The sequence below is a fragment of the Paludibacter jiangxiensis genome, from assembly GCF_001618385.1.
GTDB classification, from domain to species: domain Bacteria; phylum Bacteroidota; class Bacteroidia; order Bacteroidales; family Paludibacteraceae; genus Microbacter; species Microbacter jiangxiensis.
This window is the reverse complement of the sequence record NZ_BDCR01000004.1, coordinates 1,096,717-1,115,753: the sequence shown is the minus strand read 5'-3', so window position 1 is coordinate 1,115,753 and position 19,037 is coordinate 1,096,717. Positions and strand designations below refer to the sequence as shown.

Below are 19,037 nucleotides of genomic sequence, written 5' to 3'. Positions count from 1 at the left end.
CTGTTCCTGAAGCTGCTACGCTGACTGCTACCGATAATTGTGATGTAGCTCCCGTGGTAACTTACAAGGAAGTACGTACCGACGGCGTTTGCCCGAGCACATACACCCTGACTCGCACATGGACAGCAACCGACGCCTGCAGTAACAGTGCATCGAAGACACAGGTGATCAAGGTACAGGATACCACCGCTCCGGTTTTGAGCGAGGCTCCTGCTGACGCTACCGTGGAATGCAATGCCGTACCTGTAGCTGCAACACTAACAGCTACCGATAACTGCGACGCAGCTCCTGTGGTTACTTACAAGGAAGTGAGCACCGACGGCGCTTGCCCGAGCAATTACACCCTGACCCGCATCTGGACAGCCACCGACGCCTGCAGTAACAGTTCTTCAAAGACACAGGTAATCACCGTTCAGGACAAAAAAGCTCCGGTTTTGAGCGAAGCACCGACAGATATTACCGTAGAAAGCAATGCTGTTCCAACCGCGGCTACACTGACAGCGACAGACAATTGTGATGCAGCTCCAGTGGTAACTTACACAGAAGTAAGAACTGATGGCAATTGTCCAAATAATTACACACTAACACGCACTTGGACGGCCACCGACGCTTGCGGTAACAGTTCTTCAAAAACACAAATAATTAAAGTACAGGATACGGCAGCCCCTGTACTGAGTGATGCTCCTGCTGATGTTACCGTAGAATGCAACGTAATACCAGATGCAGCAACACTTACAGCTTCAGATTACAATAGCACGGTCATACCTGTAACTTACACAGAAGTAAGAACTAACGGCGTTTGCCCGAGTACCTACACTCTGACCCGCACATGGACAGCAACCGACGCTTGTGGAAACAGCTCTTCGAAAGTTCAGGTGATCAAGGTACAGGATACCACCGCTCCTATTTTGAGCGAAGCTCCTGCCGACGTTACTGTAGAATGCAATGCAGTACCTGTAGCTGCAACGCTGACAGCTACCGATAATTGTGACGTGGCTCCTGTGGTAACTTACAGTGAAGTACGTACCGATGGCGTTTGCCCGAGTACCTACACTCTGACTCGTACCTGGACAGCTACCGACGCTTGCGGAAACAGCGCATCGAAAGTTCAGGTGATCAAAGTTCAGGATACCACCGCTCCTATTTTGAGCGAAGCTCCTGCCGACGTTACCGTTGAATGCAATGCTGTTCCTGAAGCTGCTACGCTGACTGCTACCGATAATTGTGATGTAGCTCCCGTGGTAACTTACAAGGAAGTACGTACCGACGGCGTTTGCCCGAGCACATACTCCCTGACCCGCACATGGACAGCTACCGACGCTTGCGGTAACAGTGCATCGAAGACACAGGTTATCAAGGTTCAGGATACAAAAGCTCCTATTTTGAGCGAAGCTCCTGCCGACGTTACCGTGGAATGCAATGCCGTACCTGTGGCCGCAACGCTGACCGCTACCGATAATTGCGACGCAGCTCCTGTGGTTACTTACAAGGAAGTCCGTACAGACGGCGTTTGCCCAAGTACCTACACTCTGACTCGTACATGGACAGCTACCGATGCTTGCAACAACAGTGCATCGAAGACACAGGTGATCAAGGTACAGGATACCACCGCTCCGGTTTTGAGTTGTCCTCCATCTCAAACCGTATTTGTCGATGTGGATAAGAACTTTGCTACGGTTACCATTGCATCACCAACTGTAACCGACAATTGTGGTCAAGTTAAGTACAGCAACGATTTCAACCACACGATGAATGCCAGCGGTCAATATCCGATAGGAACAACCACCGTGACCTGGACGGCAACCGATGAATGTGGCAATACCACCTCGTGCAAACAAACAATAACAGTGGTGGATAATCAGAATCCGCTGTTTACAAAATGTTTCACAGGTCAGAATGTAAGCTTCACCTCTCAGAGTGGCGTTTACACCTACACCATTAAAGGTACAGGATGGGATGCAACTGCAACCGACAATGATGCTCTTGCTTCGTTGACATACGACATGACTGGCGCAACAACCGGTTCCGGAACGACTCTTGACAATGCGATACTTAATGTAGGCCTTACCAACATTAAATGGACAGCAACGGATAAATCCGGCAATACGACAGTTTGTGAATATGCGATCACGGTTATCTACGGCAATGTTCCGCCGATAGCAGTTGATGATAATGTATCAACTCCGGAAGACATAACCGCTACAGGTAATGTTCTCGCAAACGACACCGATCCGGACGTAACGAATGTCCTCACGGTAACAGGCTTTGTATGGAATGGTACCACTTATTCGCCGGGGACAGCCACTTCGGCAGAAGGGACGCTGACCCTCAATGCAAATGGCGGATTCACCTTCGTACCGACGTTGAATTACAACGGTACAGTTCCGGCTATCACTTACATGATAAGTGACGGCGTGGGCGGCACAGCTTCTGCAAAACTGATTATCACGGTAACGGCGGTCAATGACGCACCGGTAGCCAGACCTGACGTATACACCACACCGGAAGACACACCGGTAAGCGGTAATGTATTGGCAAATGACTCTGACGTGGATGGTGATCCGCTTTCGGTAGCCAACATCGTTGTAGGCGAAAAAGTCTACACAACGCCGGCTTCTGTCAACGTCTCTTCAACGGGTACTCTTGTGGCTGCTGCCAATGGAGCATTCACATTTACACCGGCTCTTAATTTCAACGGAAAAGTACCGACTGTCTTCTATCGTGCAACTGATGGTTCGGCTGTTGTTTCTTCAACACTCGACATTACGGTAACGGCAGCGAATGACAATCCTGTTGCCAATGCAGATGTGAAAAGTACACCGGAAGACACTCCGTTAAACGATAACGTACTGACCAATGATGCCGATGTGGATGGCGATCCGCTGACAGTGACCGGATTTACAATCGGAGGTACTGCTTATAGCGCCGGAGCTACAGCTACAATGACAGGTATTGGCACAATAATTATCAATACCAATGGTAGCTACACCTTTACTCCGATGGCTAACTACAATGGTTCTGTTCCTGTTATCACTTACAACATCAGCGATGGCAATGGTGGCACAGCTTCCGGCACGTTGACAATTACTGTCACCTCGGTTTCTGATCCTCCTGTTGCAGTCAATGACAATGTGACGATGATTCAGAATACAAGTACAACCATCAACGTATTGTCCAATGACAGCTTTGGCCCGGATGGACCATCCACCACTGCAATCACAGCCACAAGCGCGGCTCACGGAACGGTAACGGTAAATAACGGCGGAACGCCGAACAATCCGACAGACGACAAGATTGTTTACACTCCGACAACCGGATACACAGGTTCCGACTCGTTTACCTATACGATAGCTGCAAGCAACGGTCTGACATCGACGGCTACGGTAACCATTACGGTGAGACCATATACAGATATGATGACCTTCAACAAGAGGTCAACCTCACCGGTAAACAACGGAGATGGCACTGTTAACTGGAAATACACCATATCGGTAACCAACAAATTAACCACTGACTCAATTACCTCGATACATATTACCGATGACCTGAGCAGGGTAATTTTAAGTCCGATGGAATTCCGGGTGGTTGGTATTACGGCAACCGGCAAGTTGAAAGCAAACGGGCTCTTTGACGGCGTTACCCGCACCAACGTATTGCTCGATGGCAGTGCAGTGGCACCTAACAGCACGGAAGAGATCACCATTGAAGTGCACACCACATTGAACCGGTTCTTTGGAACAGTCTACAATCAGGCTGTGCTTGACGGATCGTCCAGGACTACCGGAGCCATCTCCAATGTCTTATCTGATGACCCATCGAACACTGAAGGTGCATTCCCGAGACCGACAAAGACGGAGATACCTGAGATTCTGATTATCCCGGATGCGTTTACGCCTAACCAGGATGGTCATAATGATAAATTCACAATCATTCACTCCTCACGAATCACTATCTCTCTGGAAGTCTTCAACCGTTGGGGTAATAAGGTTTACGAGAGCAACGATTATCAAAACGACTGGGACGGTAAGGGCAGCGGACATCTGTTGGGTCAGAATCTGCCAAGCGGAACATATTATTACATCATAGTGATCCGCAATACAGAAACGAATAAGGTTGAAAAACTAGCAAGCTATATCACATTGAGACGTTAACAGCAATACCGGCAAAGTGGAGTTGTCTTTTAGTAAACGAAAGCACTCCACGATACCGGGAAACGTTAACTATGAAAATGGCAGAGACAGGCATGAATAACCATTAAAATTTACGACAATGTTACATACTCTGACTTCCAAATTATCATTGATTCTTACCACAGGTTTGCTGCTGCTTTGCGGCACCCTGAAGGGTCAACAAGAGCCGATGTATTCTCAATACATGTTCAATATGATCCATATTAACCCGGCTTATACAGGTAATCGCGCAGTTGACAATATAACAGCCTTGTATCGGGCTCAGTGGATAGGTATTACCGGAGCACCCAGAACCGGGTCCATCACATGGGACAGACGCATTGAAGGCAGCAATGAAGGCATTGGCCTGCAGGTCTACAATGACCAAATGGGCATTGAAAAGACAACCGGCGTACAGGCATTCTATTCGCACCGTATTCCTTTCAACGACGCATTCCTGTCTTTGGGTGTAAGCGGAGGTCTTTTAAACTACAGGGCAAACCTTTCAGAAACCAATCCGCTGGATCAAACCGATCCACTGTTGCAAAACGATGTGAGCGGATGGTTGCCCACTGCCGGATTCGGGATGTTATTTGCCACCGAAAAATGGTATGTTGGTCTTTCTGTTCCGGCCTTGTTGCACACAAAAATAGAAGCCGAAAACCAGTTGAACCAAAAGAGTTTCGGAGCCAACAATCACTATTTTCTCACCGGCGGTTATCTCTTTACGCTTTCACCGGTCATCAAACTCAAACCGTCTGTTTTGATCAAGGCCGTAAAAGGGGCTACCGTTCAATACGATTTTAACCTCAACGGGTGGTTCCATGATATACTGGGTGTGGGAGTCAGTTACCGGACAGGCGATGCTTTCGTGGGCATGGTGGAATTTCAGGTACTTCCGCAACTGCGTATCGGATACTCATACGACTATACGATTTCCGATCTGAAAAGTTACAACAAAGGAACGCATGAAATTATGCTCAGACTCGAACTGGGTGGAGCCAGCAAAGAAGTTCAGTCTCCCAGATACTACTAACCGGCTCGTGTCATAATAATGCGTCCTAAAATAGGTGAAAGCCAAAGTAATACAGATCAAGTTTATAAACCAGATAATTAGCACAACTATGAAAACTATTACCCAAATATCCAACCGCATATTGACATCATTATTACTTTTGCTGGCGATGGGTAGTTTTACCTTGTTTGCCCAAAGCGGAATGAACATTACTGCAGATATCAGTCAGGGTGATGCGGCTTATGTGGCAAAAAAATATGTTTTAGCTGCCGGTTATTACGAAAAGAGTATTGCCAGGGGGAATGTTTTAACACCGGTATACTGGACAAAACTTGCTGACTGTTACTGGCAAACCAGATCGTACGATAAATGCAAAAAAGCATACGACCACCTACTCGCAAAAAATTCAGGTTCTCTTTCCAATACGGATCGTATCCGTTTGGCTGAGATTGCGGCACGCGCCCACCAATACAAGAAAGCAGGCGAATGGCTCAAAGGTATTCCGGGATTCGAACAAAAAGCCGAAGCTTTCATGGATGCCGGCAAACTGGCAGAAATGGAAAAAGACTCCGCCGACTGGCAAATGAGTTTTCCGGACATGAACACTCCCTACAGGGAATTTGCACCACTACTCAACAGCAATACATTATTATTCAGCAGCAACCGTCCTTACGCATCCAAAACAAGAGCTTTCGACTGGGACGGAGGAAACTATTCGCGCCTGTGGCAGGTAGATAAGAACACATTGAGCACTCAGCCGGTATCCTCATTAACCGGCAAACAAATTACTGACCTTTCAGCAATACCAACCAAATCTAAAGAGAAGAGGATAGCGGGCGTCTATGAAGGAGCAGATACAAAGGCTTCTGCGCCCGCTTTATCGGTAGCTTTTCCACGCAATTACCTGCAGGGAAATACTTTTGTGGGTTCTCTTGTGGAAGGGTTGGACAATGTGCCTTACAATGCAGGCGGTGTTTCAATCGACAAAAACAATACCATTTATTTCTCGGCCAACTATGACCACCCCGATGCGAATAAAATCAACCGTATCCGACTGATGCAGGGATCATACGACGGCAAAAAGATAACCAACATCAAGGCTTTGCCATTTGGCGATCCCAATCAGTATTCGGCAATGCATCCTGCGGTAAATCCGGAAGGAACATTGTTGGTATTCAGCAGTGATATGCCAAACGGAAAAGGTGGTTACGACCTGTATGTTAGCAAAAGAAACGACAGCTCTCAATCGTGGGGCGAACCCCAAAAACTGGATGTGATCAATACTGCCGGAAACGAAGTGTTCCCGTCCATTACCGAAGACGGCTACCTGTACTACAGCAGTGATGGACGTCCCGGTCTGGGAGGACTGGATATTTACCGCATCCCGTTGAAAGACCTTCTTGCCGGAAATGATAGTTCGGAACACCTGAGCTATCCTATCAACAGCAATACCGACGATTTCGGATGGACACAGGGAGCGAGCGCCTCAACAGGATTTTTCACCTCCGATCGTATCGGTGGCAACGACAATATCTTCGGATTCAACTACGAAAAGAAAATCTATTCTTCTCTGATAGAAGGTTATGTAAAAGACAAAAGAACGCTCCAGCCAATCAGCGACGTATCGGTTTTTGTTTTCGACCCGAAAGAACGAAAAGTATATGTGCTGAAAACGGATGCTAACGGTAAATACAGCATGGAAGTCAAACATCCGTCCGATATAATTGTGAAGGCTGTTGCCAATCCGTGCAATTACGCCATCGAAGGAGTGAAGCAAAACTGCAACTGCGACTGTCTCGCCATGCAGGTGGTTAACCCCTCGAAAGCTACAATGGTTCAGCCGGCACCACGCGATTTGCTGCTCGACAAGTTTGCCATCGGCATGAAATGGAAACTGGACAACATCCATTACGATTTCGACAAATGGAATATCCGCGCCGATGCACGTCCGATTCTTGACAGTCTGGTTACCATCATGAAAATCTATCCGATCGACATAGAACTCAGCGCCCACACAGACTGTCGCGGTTCCTACAGCTACAACGACACACTGTCTGACAAGCGGGCCAGATCGGCTGTTGCATACATTGTATCAAAGGGCATTAACCAAAATCGAATAATAGCAAAAGGTTATGGAGAACATCAACTGCTAAACCGTTGTGATAACGGCGTTTGGTGCAGTGAAGCAGATCATCAGCTTAATCGTCGAACAGAGATTAAGGTGTTAAGTTACAGCTCAGACAAAGAAACACCGGGAGCTTTCGACCCGAATAAATTCAAAGCGGGAGAACAGCTCGATCCAACTATACTTCCGGCCAATTTCTTCGAACAATGCAAGTAGAATTTTAATCAACAAAATGATCTGCGGAAGTTAGGGAGTGCTTCTCTTTGGGAAAAGAGAAGCCTCCTGTTGTGCTATATAATATCACTTCTCCAAAGCTTAAATGCTCCTTTCGGAGTAATTCCTGGTGATTATCGGAAGGTATTGATTATTAGTTTCATGGACTAAAAACTCTGTAGGAGCAATAGTATAAAAAGTCAAGATGACCTCATTAAATCTGAATCCTAAATAAGCAAATATCCGACAAAAAAAACATTGGTTTACGAAAACGTTTCTGAATCGACATATAGACTAAAGTACCTGACAACAAACACAGAATGCACCATTTTTCATATAGAATGCATTAGAACAGAAAAATAATCAAAGACAAAAAGCACATCTATGCAAAATTTATGCTTTTAGCAACTAAAGCGTTGACATTAATGCGTTATTCAGGTGGAATAAATATTTGAGAACAAGACTCAAACAACCCGACGCTCCTTCATCACAGACTAACAAGCAAGTCATTAAATAAAGAGAACGGGTTGCGGTTAAAATCATTTTCAGTGCAAAAAAGAGATGCACCGCTTGTTTCTCACTCTCAGCCGGCAATCGTTACGGGAAGTCTGTCTTCTAAAAATCTAAAGAGAAAATTAATCGCACATGAAGTCTACTTTTACCCACATCCTTCTTGCGCATATAGGGACATCACAGACAGCTCCTCCACAATCATGTAAAGAAAGAGGGGCCACCCGTAAGATTGTTGCGCTTACCACAATATTGTTTTTCTTTTCCATAAACAGTCTCCTTGCCGTAATCGCACAACGCGGCACCGCTACAACAGCTACTTCAACCACAACATCTATCACTATCGCTAAACCCACAGGTATAAAAGCAGGTGATGTAATGATTGTGAATATTTCAAAAAATGGCAATGACACTCAAGATCCTTCTCTTGCCGGATGGACACTCATCGCCGGCGCTGACTTAGGCGGAGGAACGGCACGCCGGGGATCTGTTTTATACCGTATTGCAGATGCTTCTGATGAGAACATTTCGACCATTACCTATACCTTTGCTTTAGGAGCTAATACAAACGAAGCAATCGGTTCAATAGTCGCATTTTCAGGCGTTGATGTAACCGGTGGCTATAAAGTTGACGGTACTGCAGGAGGACCTTTCGATGTTGATCTGGGAACAATAACTGTCAATCAAGACGATAACATCACGGCAACCGGCATTATAACCGCAACTCCAAATGCCGCTATTATTATGTTTGGAATGGTTGGCAGCAGTCCTGACAACTATTCAAACTGGCACACAAATTCTCCGGGAAACCTAACCGAATTGTATGATAACGACAATAATAATCATGTTTCGGTGGGTGCTGCCTGGGCACTTAAAAGCACGGGGGGAAATACAGGTGACGGTACAGCTGCAATCTTAAATTCTTCCCGCAACGGAGCTATTCTAATTGCTCTTAAACCAATATGTATAACTCCGACGACACAAGCTATCATCGGTTCATTCACTTCTATTGGCAATAATAGTGTTACCGTCAACTGGACAAGAGGAGATGGGAGTCGCATATTGGTAGTTGCACGATTAACCTCCACAACAGCAGCCGATCCTGTCAATGGCACATCTTATACTGCAAACGCAAATTTTGGATCGGGAAATACTACTACCGGATCCGGTAACTATGTGGTATATAACGGCACTGGCAATAATGTTACAGTCAATAATCTATCTTCTGTTTCCGATTACACTTTTACTGTTTACGAATTTAATACTACAAACAACTGTTATCTTACACCCGGCTCCTCCGGCTCTGTAACCACAACATGCTCGGCTCCTGCCAATCAAGCTTCTATAGGAATATATACCAACAACACCACCGGAACATCCCTCACAGTCAACTGGACAAGAGGAAACGGAAACCGGGTTATTGTCGTTGCCCGCATATCCGGCACACCTGGCATTGATCCGACAAGTGGAACAACATATACGGCAAATTCCGTCTTTGGTTCAGGCCAAACAACCGGCACAGGAAACTATGTGGTTTATGCAGGTCCTGGTTCATCTGTCAACATCACAGGTTTAACCAGCTCAACATCTTACGACTTTACTGTTTACGAATTTAACAACACGGGACCATGCTATACTTTTCCCGGCTCAGCTTCTACAGTTACAACTCCCTGTATTCAACCTTCCAATCCGGCTACCATTGGCACATTTACCAATAACATCACCGGCACTTCTCTCACTGTAAACTGGACAAGAGGAAACGGGAATGGAGGCGTTATCGTCGTAGCACGGTTAACCGGCGCTCCGGCCGTTGCTCCATACAGTGGCATTTCATATACAGCGAATAATTCCTTTGGCTCCGGCTCAACAACCGGGAGTGGAAATTTTGTTGTTTATAAGGGTGCGGGCTCCAGTGTTGACATAACAGATCTAGCTGCTTCAACAAGCTATACATTCACTGTATACGAATATAATTCCGCCGGACCATGCTATAACCTGTCGGGATCATCCGCATCAGTTATCACGCCATGCATTCCTCCTACAACACAGGCAACAATGAATGCCTTTACAAACATTGCAGCTACATCACTTACGGTCAATTGGAGCAGGGGTAGCGGTACCGGTGGTGTTATAGTAGTAGCCCGACTTACAAGTACAACGGCGGTTAATCCAACAAGCGGAATATCCTATACGGCAAATTCAGCCTTTGGCGCAGGTAACACCACAGGAACTGGAAATTGCGTTGTTTACGCCGGCACTGGAACATCTGCCAATATCACAGGTTTATCAGCTTCGAATTCATATACCTTTACCGTATATGAATTTAATTCATCCGATAAATGTTATCTAATCCCGGGTGCATCTTCGGGAGTCATTACAGATTGTATTCCGCCTTCAAACCAAGCCTCAATTGGGGCTTTTACAAACAACACCACCGGCACATCCCTCACTGTCAACTGGACGCGGGGTAATGGAACTGCCGGCGTAATAGTAGTGGCACGGGTATCAAGCACGACATCTGTAGATCCGGTTTCCGGAACAACCTATACAGCCAATGCTGCATTTGGTTCGGGCAGTACAACAGGAGCCGGTAATTTTGTCGTTTATCGAGGCAATGGCACAAGTGTAAACGTCACCGGTCTCACTTCAAATGTAAATTATACGTTTACTGTATACGAATACAATACAACCGGCAATTGTTACAACATTCCGGGATCCGCTTCTGCTGTTTCAACGCCATTGATTTATTGCACTCCATCAGCAACCAATTTCTGGGGTGATGGTATTACAAGAGTGGTATTTAATACAATAGATAATTCATCCGGTGCCAATGGTTATACTGACTACACATCTACACAATCGACAACAGTATCATTGGGTGCAGCTTATAATTTAAGCGTATATGTAAATACGGCCGGTAATTATACCAACAGCCAAAAAGTATGGATTGACTGGAATCAGGATGGCGTTTTCTACACCATTCCCGGAACTCCCGGCGGAATGGGCGAAGAATATGATTTGGGGACAGCAACGAATGTAACCAGTGGCATCAGCAGTCTTTGTCCGTTAACTATAACCGTACCTCCGGGAGCAACTATCGGCAATATCCGGATGAGAATTTCATCAAAATATAATGGCTATACCACCCCTTGTGCAAACGGTATTGATGGAGAATTCGAAGATTATAAAATAATTATCACCAATTCCCCGCCTACGATAACAAGCTTCACGCCCACCAGCGCTTGCGCAGGAAGTGGAGCTATAATCACAATTAACGGGACTAATTTTGTTGCTGGCAACACCTCCGTAACTATCAACGGTACGCCCGCTGTGCCGGTTACATTCATAAGCAGCACCCAGATAACAGTTCCGTTACCGGCGGCAGCAAGCGGAACTGGAAATATTGTAGTCACAGTAAATGGGAATTCTGCTACCAGCGTATCTACTTTCACCGTAAATACCATCCCGTCTCCAGCTTTGACCAGCAGCGACGCTGACAATACTTTCTGTGAAGGAACCTCTGTCACTTTCACTGCAAATGGAGGAACAAATTACAATTTCAGAGTGAACGGAGCAACAGTTCAGAATGGACCGTCCAACGCTTATACTACACCTTCTCTGACAAACGGGCAGATTGTTGATGTTGTAGTAACAAACGCTTCTGGATGTGCAGCAACCAGTACTGGTACTTCCAATATGGTTCTTGCCAAACCCATACCTTCGTTGACAAGTTCAGATGCCGACAATACCTTTTGTGCAGGCACTCCGGTCACTTTCACAGCAAGCGGCGGCAATATGTATGATTTTCGGGTGGATGGAGTTAGTGTGCAAAATCAGGCATCAAACTCATATACCACCACTACACTAACAAACGGACAGGTTGTTGACGTAATTGTCACTAATGCATCAGGCTGTGCATCAATCAGTATTAGTATTACCAACACGGTACTGGCAACTCCACTTCCCTCATTAACAAGTTCAGATCCGGACAATACTTTCTGCGCGGGAACATCGGTTACTTTCACTGCCGGTGGTGGCTCAAATTATAATTTCAGAGTAAACGGAACTACTGTTCAGAATAGCTCTTCAAACAAGTATACTACCTCATCGTTAATCAATGGACAAATAGTAGACGTGATTGTCACCAACGCATCGGGTTGTTCAGCGATTAGCGCGGGCATAACAAATACGGTTATTGCTAATCCCGTGCCTGTTTTGACGAGCTCTGATCCGGATAACACTTTTTGTGAAGGATCTGCCATAACGTTTACAGCAAGCGGAGGCTCTATGTACAACTTCAGAGTGAACGGAATCAGCGTACAGAGCGGAGCATCATCAACCTACACAACATCAGCACTAACCAACGGACAGAGCGTTGTTGTGATTGCAAGCAACGCATCCGGTTGCTCAACCACATCATCAACCATCATCAACAATGTCAATGCAAAACCAACCGCGATCATAAGCGGAACAACCTCTGTTTGCGCGGGCAATTCCACCAACCTTACACTGGCTTTAACCGGCACGGCTCCCTGGGGTATTACTTACACTGATGGTTCAAACTCAGAAATATTAAACGACATAACCAGCACCCCGACAGTTATAAACATTGCGCCAACCGACACAAAAACATATACGCTTACAGCAGTAACCGATGCAAATTGTTCCGGAACTTATTCTGGCAATCCGACGGTAACCGTTATTCCCAACTTAAATACTGTAACGCTTACTTCGGATGTCACTACTACCAATCAGTCCGTTTGTATTTCGTCTCCGATAACAACCATCGCCTATTCAACTACCGGATATACTGACGCCACATTCACAGGCTTGCCTTTCGGTGTAACCGGAGACTGGAATCCGGTGACCAATAGCATTACCATCAGCGGTGCTCCTTCCATGTCAGGGACATTCAACTACCAAATACTATTTAGTGGAGGTATCGGATCGTGTGGCGCAATGACAGTGCCCGGCACTATAACCGTTAACGCATTGCCAATTGCCATTGCAGGTGGCAGCCAGAATATTTGTCCCAACGGAGTAGCTTTTATAACCGGAACTACAGCAAGCAATGGTTCGATTCTTTGGACTCACAACGGAGCTGGAGCCCTTTCAGACCCAACAACATTAACCCCGTCTTATACAGTAGCACCCGAAGATGCCGGTAATACCATTACTTTGGCAATGACGGTTACCAACACAACATGTCCGGCGGCAACAGCAAACTACACATTAAATGTTTATCCGACACCTCCCGTGCCTACTATCTCCGGGTCGTCTTCTGTTTGTGCAAACTCGGTCGGAAATATTTATACGACAGAATCTGGACAAGACAACTATATTTGGTCTGTAGATGGAGGAACCCTCACCAGTGGACAAAGTACCAATTCTGTTACGATAACGTGGAACAATCCCGGTTCAAGATCAATCAGCGTCAATTATTCAGATGCGAATGGCTGTATGGCACTAAATCCGGTATCATATCCGGTCACCGTCATCCCGATGCCGACCGCATCAATCACATACAATGGAAATCCGTTCTGCGGATCTGCAAGTGACGGCCAACCCGTTACGCTAGCCGGAACCGAAGCATATACCGGAGGAAGCTATACTGCTTCTCCATCGGGGTTAACCATTGATGGAGTTACCGGGGCGATTAATCCACAAGGGAGCTTACCCGGGACATATACGGTTACATACACGGCAGCACCCGCCAATGGTTGCGGATCTGTTTCAGCAACGACGACTGTATTAATTACTCCCGTTCCGTCAGCTACCATCAATTATATTGGGAATCCGTTCTGTAAATCGATTGTTAGTACCCAGCCGGTTACCCGCATTGGAACTACAGGCGGCACATACTCCTCATCTCCCGCAGGATTGACCCTTAATACAATTACCGGAGAAATTACGCCGTCAACGAGTAATGCCGGAAGTTACACCACAACCTACACAATACCGGCATCGGGAGGTTGCGATGTCTTCCAAACCTCAAAATCAATAACCATCACGGCTCAGCCCGTGGCCACGTTCAGTTATTCGGGATCTCCCTATTGTTCAAATGCCTCAAATCCATTGCCAACGTTTAATGGTGGTGGCGTTGCGGGCAAATTCACGGCATCTCCCGCAGGGTTGATATTCAACAGCTCTTCAACCGGTGAAATTAATATTGCCGCCAGCAACCCCGGAACCTATACGGTTACAAATACAATTAACCCCATAGGAGGGTGTGGAGCCGTAACCGCTACCAATACTGTCACAATAACTCCGCTACCAATTGCAACATTCAGTTATTCCGGCAGTCCCTATTGTACAAATGGCACAAACCCTTCACCAACCCTAAGTTCAGGTGCTGTTGCGGGAACATTCACGGCAAATTCTTCCGGATTATCCATCAATGCAACAACTGGGGTTGTCAACCTTTCTGCGAGCAACCCGGGAACTTACACGGTAACCAATACGGTTACGGCGGCAGGAGGATGCTCTCAGGTTAGTGCTGCAAACACAATTACCATTACAGCTTTACCAATTACCACATTCAGTTACGCAGGGAGTCCTTATTGCGCAGATGCTGCCAATCCGCTACCAATCTTTAGCGGAGGGGGAACTGCCGGCACTTTCACAGCCTCATCAGCAGGTTTGGTAGTGAATCCAGTAACCGGAGAAATTAATATATCTTCAAGCACAGCGGGTACTTATACCGTAACCAACACAATACCGGCGGCCAACGGATGCGGTGCGGTAACTTCAACTTATTCGGTAACTATTTTGCCCAAACCGGCCATCACTGCTGAATATTGTAGTCCATCTTCACCCAAAATAAAACTTAGAGCCAGCGGCGGAGGAACTTATCAATGGTTAGCCCCCAATTCAGGCACTTCAGATAATGTGGATGTGGATATAGCGGGTGTTTATGGAGTTACAGTCACCAACGGATCGTGCGTACAGACTGTTTATTCCACTGTGTCTGATGAGATGATCGTAAATGGAGATTTTTCGAATGGGAATACCGGTTTTATCTGTGATTACAATTACAAACAGGATGTACCGGGTCTGGTTCCTGCCCGACAAGGAGAATTGTATGATGACACCGGAAATAATGGTTATTCAATAACCAACAATGGTCAGAATGTCCATATTAATTTCTGGGGCGCAGATCACACAAACAATCCATCAGGCAACCGAAATTTTATGGTTGTAAATGGCCATGGCTCCCTTGTTGTATGGAAACAAGGGCCTTTGACTGTAGTTCCCGGGACTACTTACTATTTCTCGGCATGGGCAACCAGCCTGAATAGTGTAGGCCCCTTTGCCAACCTGCAATTCAACATTAATGGCTCAACTAACGGAATGACTCAAAGTTCGACCGGTGTATTGCCTGCGCGTCCTGAAAACAATAATACTGCTCCTTGGACACGTTTTTACGGATTTTGGACGGCTCCTGCCGGTGTAACTTCGGCGACCCTTTCAATTGTTGATCTTCAAACTTCAGCAGGGGGCAACGATTTTGGAATAGATGATATTTCATTTGGTACGCTTGAGCCGCCGCCTTCCACTCTGCTTTCTGCTGTAGGAAGCGATGCTCAAACCGTATGTATAAATACTCGAATTACCGATATTAAATACTCTACATACAAAGCATCATCAGCTGTTGTAACCGGTTTACCAGCCGGCGTCACAGCTTCTGCCATCATATCTAATACCATTACCATAAGTGGCATACCGACACAAAGCGCAGTCTTTTCTTACACAATTACCCTAGCCGGATGTGGACCTGATATTATTAAAATCGGCACAATTACGGTAACCCCAGCAGCCTCTATTGCTTCTGTCACCGGCACTTCTCCTTTGTGCATTGGCAGTTCCGCACCTTATTCTGCTAACTCTGTTGTTCTCAGCGGAGGCACAGGCACATGGAGCAGCAGCAATACAGCCATAGCAACGGTTGATGCCAGCGGAAACGTCACGGGAGTTAACGCCGGAACCTGCAATATTATCTATGCAATTTCAGGAGGTTGTGGAGGAGTAATATCTTCTCAAAAATCAGTAACGATCAATCCAAATGCAAGCATTGCTTCTGTAACAGGATCAAATGATCCGATTTGTATCGGAAGCATGACATTATTCAAGGCTACCGGAGTTGTAACCGGTGGCGGCACGGGAGCATGGAGCAGCAGCAATACAGCCATAGCAACTGTGGATGGCACAGGTCTGGTTACCGGCATTGCAGAGGGAACATGTACCATTACCTATACAATAACAGGAGGTTGCGGTGGAAACGTATCAAAATCCAAAAACGTATCGGTATATCCGAATACAAGCATTGCTTCGGTAACAGGAGCAACTCCTTTGTGCATCAATTCAACAGCAGCTTACGCTGCAAACACTGTTGTGTTGAGTGGTGGTACGGGAGCGTGGAGCAGCAGCAATACAGCGGTTGCGATTGTTGATGTAACCGGTCTGGTGACAGCTACCGGAGCCGGAACCTGTAACATTACATATACCGTCACGAGCGGTTGTGGTGGTACTGTATCTGCACAACAAACTCTGACGGTTAATCCAAACGCCAATGCAGGTGTGATTAGCGGAGCAACTCCTGTTTGTATAGGATCGACATCCCAATATACCACCAGCGGCACAACCGGAGGCACATGGACATCCACTAATACGGCCATAGCCACTGTAAATTCGTCCACCGGAGTTGTTACTGCAGTAGGTGCCGGCTCGTGTAATATTGTCTATACTCTGACCGGAGTCTGCGGAACCGCTTTGGTTTCCATGAAATCAATTACTGTGAATCCGAATGCAAGTATTGCTTCCGTAACTGGCAATACCCCACTTTGCATTAATTCCACAGCAAATTATTCAGCCAATAGTGTTAATCTTGGAGGAAGCGGCAGCGGAACCTGGAGCAGCAGCAACAGTGCCATTGCTACAGTAGACGCTACTGGGCTAGTCAAAGGTATCAGCGCCGGAACATGCAATATAATCTATACCATCACAGGCGGGTGCAACAGCCCGGTCTTTGCACAACAAGCGGTAACTATTTATCCCAATGCGAGCATTTCTTCTGTTAGTGGAAACACTCCTATGTGTGCGTCTGAAACAGCCACATACACCGCCAGTGGCGTTGTCCTGGGTGGAGGCAGCGGAGCATGGAGCAGTAGTAATACTGCTGTAGCCACGGTTGATCCGTCAACAGGAGTAGTAACAGCCATAAGCGATGGCACCTGCAATATCAGCTATAAGATAACCGGTGGCTGTAGCGGTGTGAAAAGCGCCCAGCAAACGTTAACCGTCAGAGCTCATGAATGGACAGGAACGATTGACCGTGCCTGGGAAAAAGACGGCAATTGGTGTGGAAAAGTTCCAACCGCATCCACAGATGTGAGAATTTCTGCATCAGCACCCAACCAGCCGTTAATCAGCGCGGGAATAACTGCCGTATGTCGTTCGATTACTATCGACGCCGGAGCATCAGTAACCATTGCTGCCGGTTTGCCATCTCCTCTTACTGCCGGTGGGTCGTTAGCTGTGGGTAATACTATAACCAACAAAGCAGGCATTGCGGGTTTGTGGATCCAAAGTGCGCCCAATAGTCCCAACGGAACGCTGATATTTCACAATTTGCCGTCATCACCTGTTTTGGGTACTGTTGAAATGTACACGAAGGCATATTATGATCCGGCAGGGCCAACAGGATATAAATATAAATGGCAGTTCTTCGGAATTCCGTTGCAAGGTCCTGTGCCGCCTTCCCCAACCTGCGACGGTTCATATGTACGTGAAAACGATGAATCGCAGCAAACTTCATCGCACACCGCAGTGTGGACCAATGCGTCTTCGCTGAATTCGTTCAGAGGATATGAAATAACGCAGACGTCGCCTAAGACCCTCTATTTTCAGGGGCAATTGACAAACAGCAATTATGCATACCCGATTACCAACAGTCCGTCGGGAGCATATCCGGGCAATAATATCCTTGGGAACTCCTATACGGCAGCTATTGACATACGAAACATGACTTTTGGAGCCAATACGGAAGCAGCTGTATACCTGTACAATACCGGTTCTTTTGCAGACTGGCAATCAAATAGCGGAGGAACAGTTAATGGAACCAATCCGGGGCAATACACTGCTTCTACCCCCGGCACTGCTGGTACTGGCGGCATTCCTATAGAGATTCCTTCCATGCAGGGATTTATGGTTAAGTGTACCACAAACAGCACTTTCACGTTCAATTATTCGTGGGTGAAGAGCAATGCTACCGTTCAACGTGTCAAAGCTTTCAGAACAAATGGGCAACCCAAAATATTCACCATCATCGACGTGCAAGGCAAGCGATATGGCGACCGCATGTGGATATTCACAGATCCTCTTTGTAGTCATACGTTTAACAACGGTTGGGACGGAAGAAAATTTCTTGGCTCCGGACTTACTCCTCAACTGTATGCAGTAGAGCCGGATGGAAGCTATCAGATAGAAGCTGTTGATGATATGAACAATACTTATCTGGGATTTAAGCCGGGAGAGGATGCCTCATACACGCTGACATTTACCCATACAGCCAACACCAATGACCGGTACCCGAAAGGTATTTATCTGATTGATTTGGTCTCCGACAAGGTCACCAATATTAGTCAAAGCGGATCTCAGTATGCGTTTACGACCTCTTCAACCGATCCGGAAAAACGGTTTAAGATCGTTACAAGCAACACTTCCGTCAATAACATTCCGACCGATGTACCAACGATTTCGGATAAATCCGGTATTTCCGTCTTCAACAACGACAAAATAATTTTTGTTACCAATCACAGTAGTACATCAGGACAATTGTCTGTTTATGACATGACAGGCAGGCTGGTAGAACAAGTTGCTTTCGGAGCAATGGAAGAGAAGGTCGTTCACACGCAACTCCCTGTTGGAATTTATATCGCCAAAGCAACAACAAATACTCTTGAGATTACAAAGCGCTTAATCATACGAAAATAGCATGAACTCAAAT

4 protein-coding genes are annotated in these 19,037 nt (G+C 46.4%); all 4 read left to right on the top strand.

The genetic code is table 11. The features are described 5' to 3' along the window. Positions 1 to 4,151, top strand: a 4,151-nt coding sequence (locus PJIAN_RS14715) for an Ig-like domain-containing protein (RefSeq protein ID WP_084252379.1), incomplete at its 5' end; no start/stop codon positions are given. A 118-nt stretch (positions 4,152 to 4,269) separates the two neighbouring features. Continuing rightward, positions 4,270 to 5,205, top strand: coding sequence for a PorP/SprF family type IX secretion system membrane protein (locus tag PJIAN_RS14710; protein WP_068704726.1), 936 nt, complete (start codon positions 4,270 to 4,272; stop codon positions 5,203 to 5,205). Positions 5,206 to 5,293: 88 nt separating this feature from the next. Next, complete coding sequence (locus tag PJIAN_RS14705; protein WP_084252380.1) at positions 5,294 to 7,525, top strand: OmpA family protein; 2,232 nt, start codon at positions 5,294 to 5,296, stop codon at positions 7,523 to 7,525. Between the two features lie 642 nt (positions 7,526 to 8,167). Continuing rightward, positions 8,168 to 19,024 carry a DUF8693 domain-containing protein gene (locus PJIAN_RS14700; protein ID WP_153802589.1) on the top strand — a complete coding sequence of 3,619 codons (10,857 nt, stop codon included), beginning with the start codon at positions 8,168 to 8,170 and terminating at the stop codon, positions 19,022 to 19,024. Positions 19,025 to 19,037: the final 13 nt, after the last annotated feature.

What these genes read in the sequence shown, in the direction of transcription:
- PJIAN_RS14705 (WP_084252380.1), top strand. Translation starts at nt 5,294, where the DNA reads ATGAAAACTATTACCCAAATATCCAACCGCATATTGACATCATTATTA.
- PJIAN_RS14710 (WP_068704726.1), top strand. Translation starts at nt 4,270, where the DNA reads ATGTTACATACTCTGACTTCCAAATTATCATTGATTCTTACCACAGGT.
- PJIAN_RS14700 (WP_153802589.1), top strand. Translation starts at nt 8,168, where the DNA reads ATGAAGTCTACTTTTACCCACATCCTTCTTGCGCATATAGGGACATCA.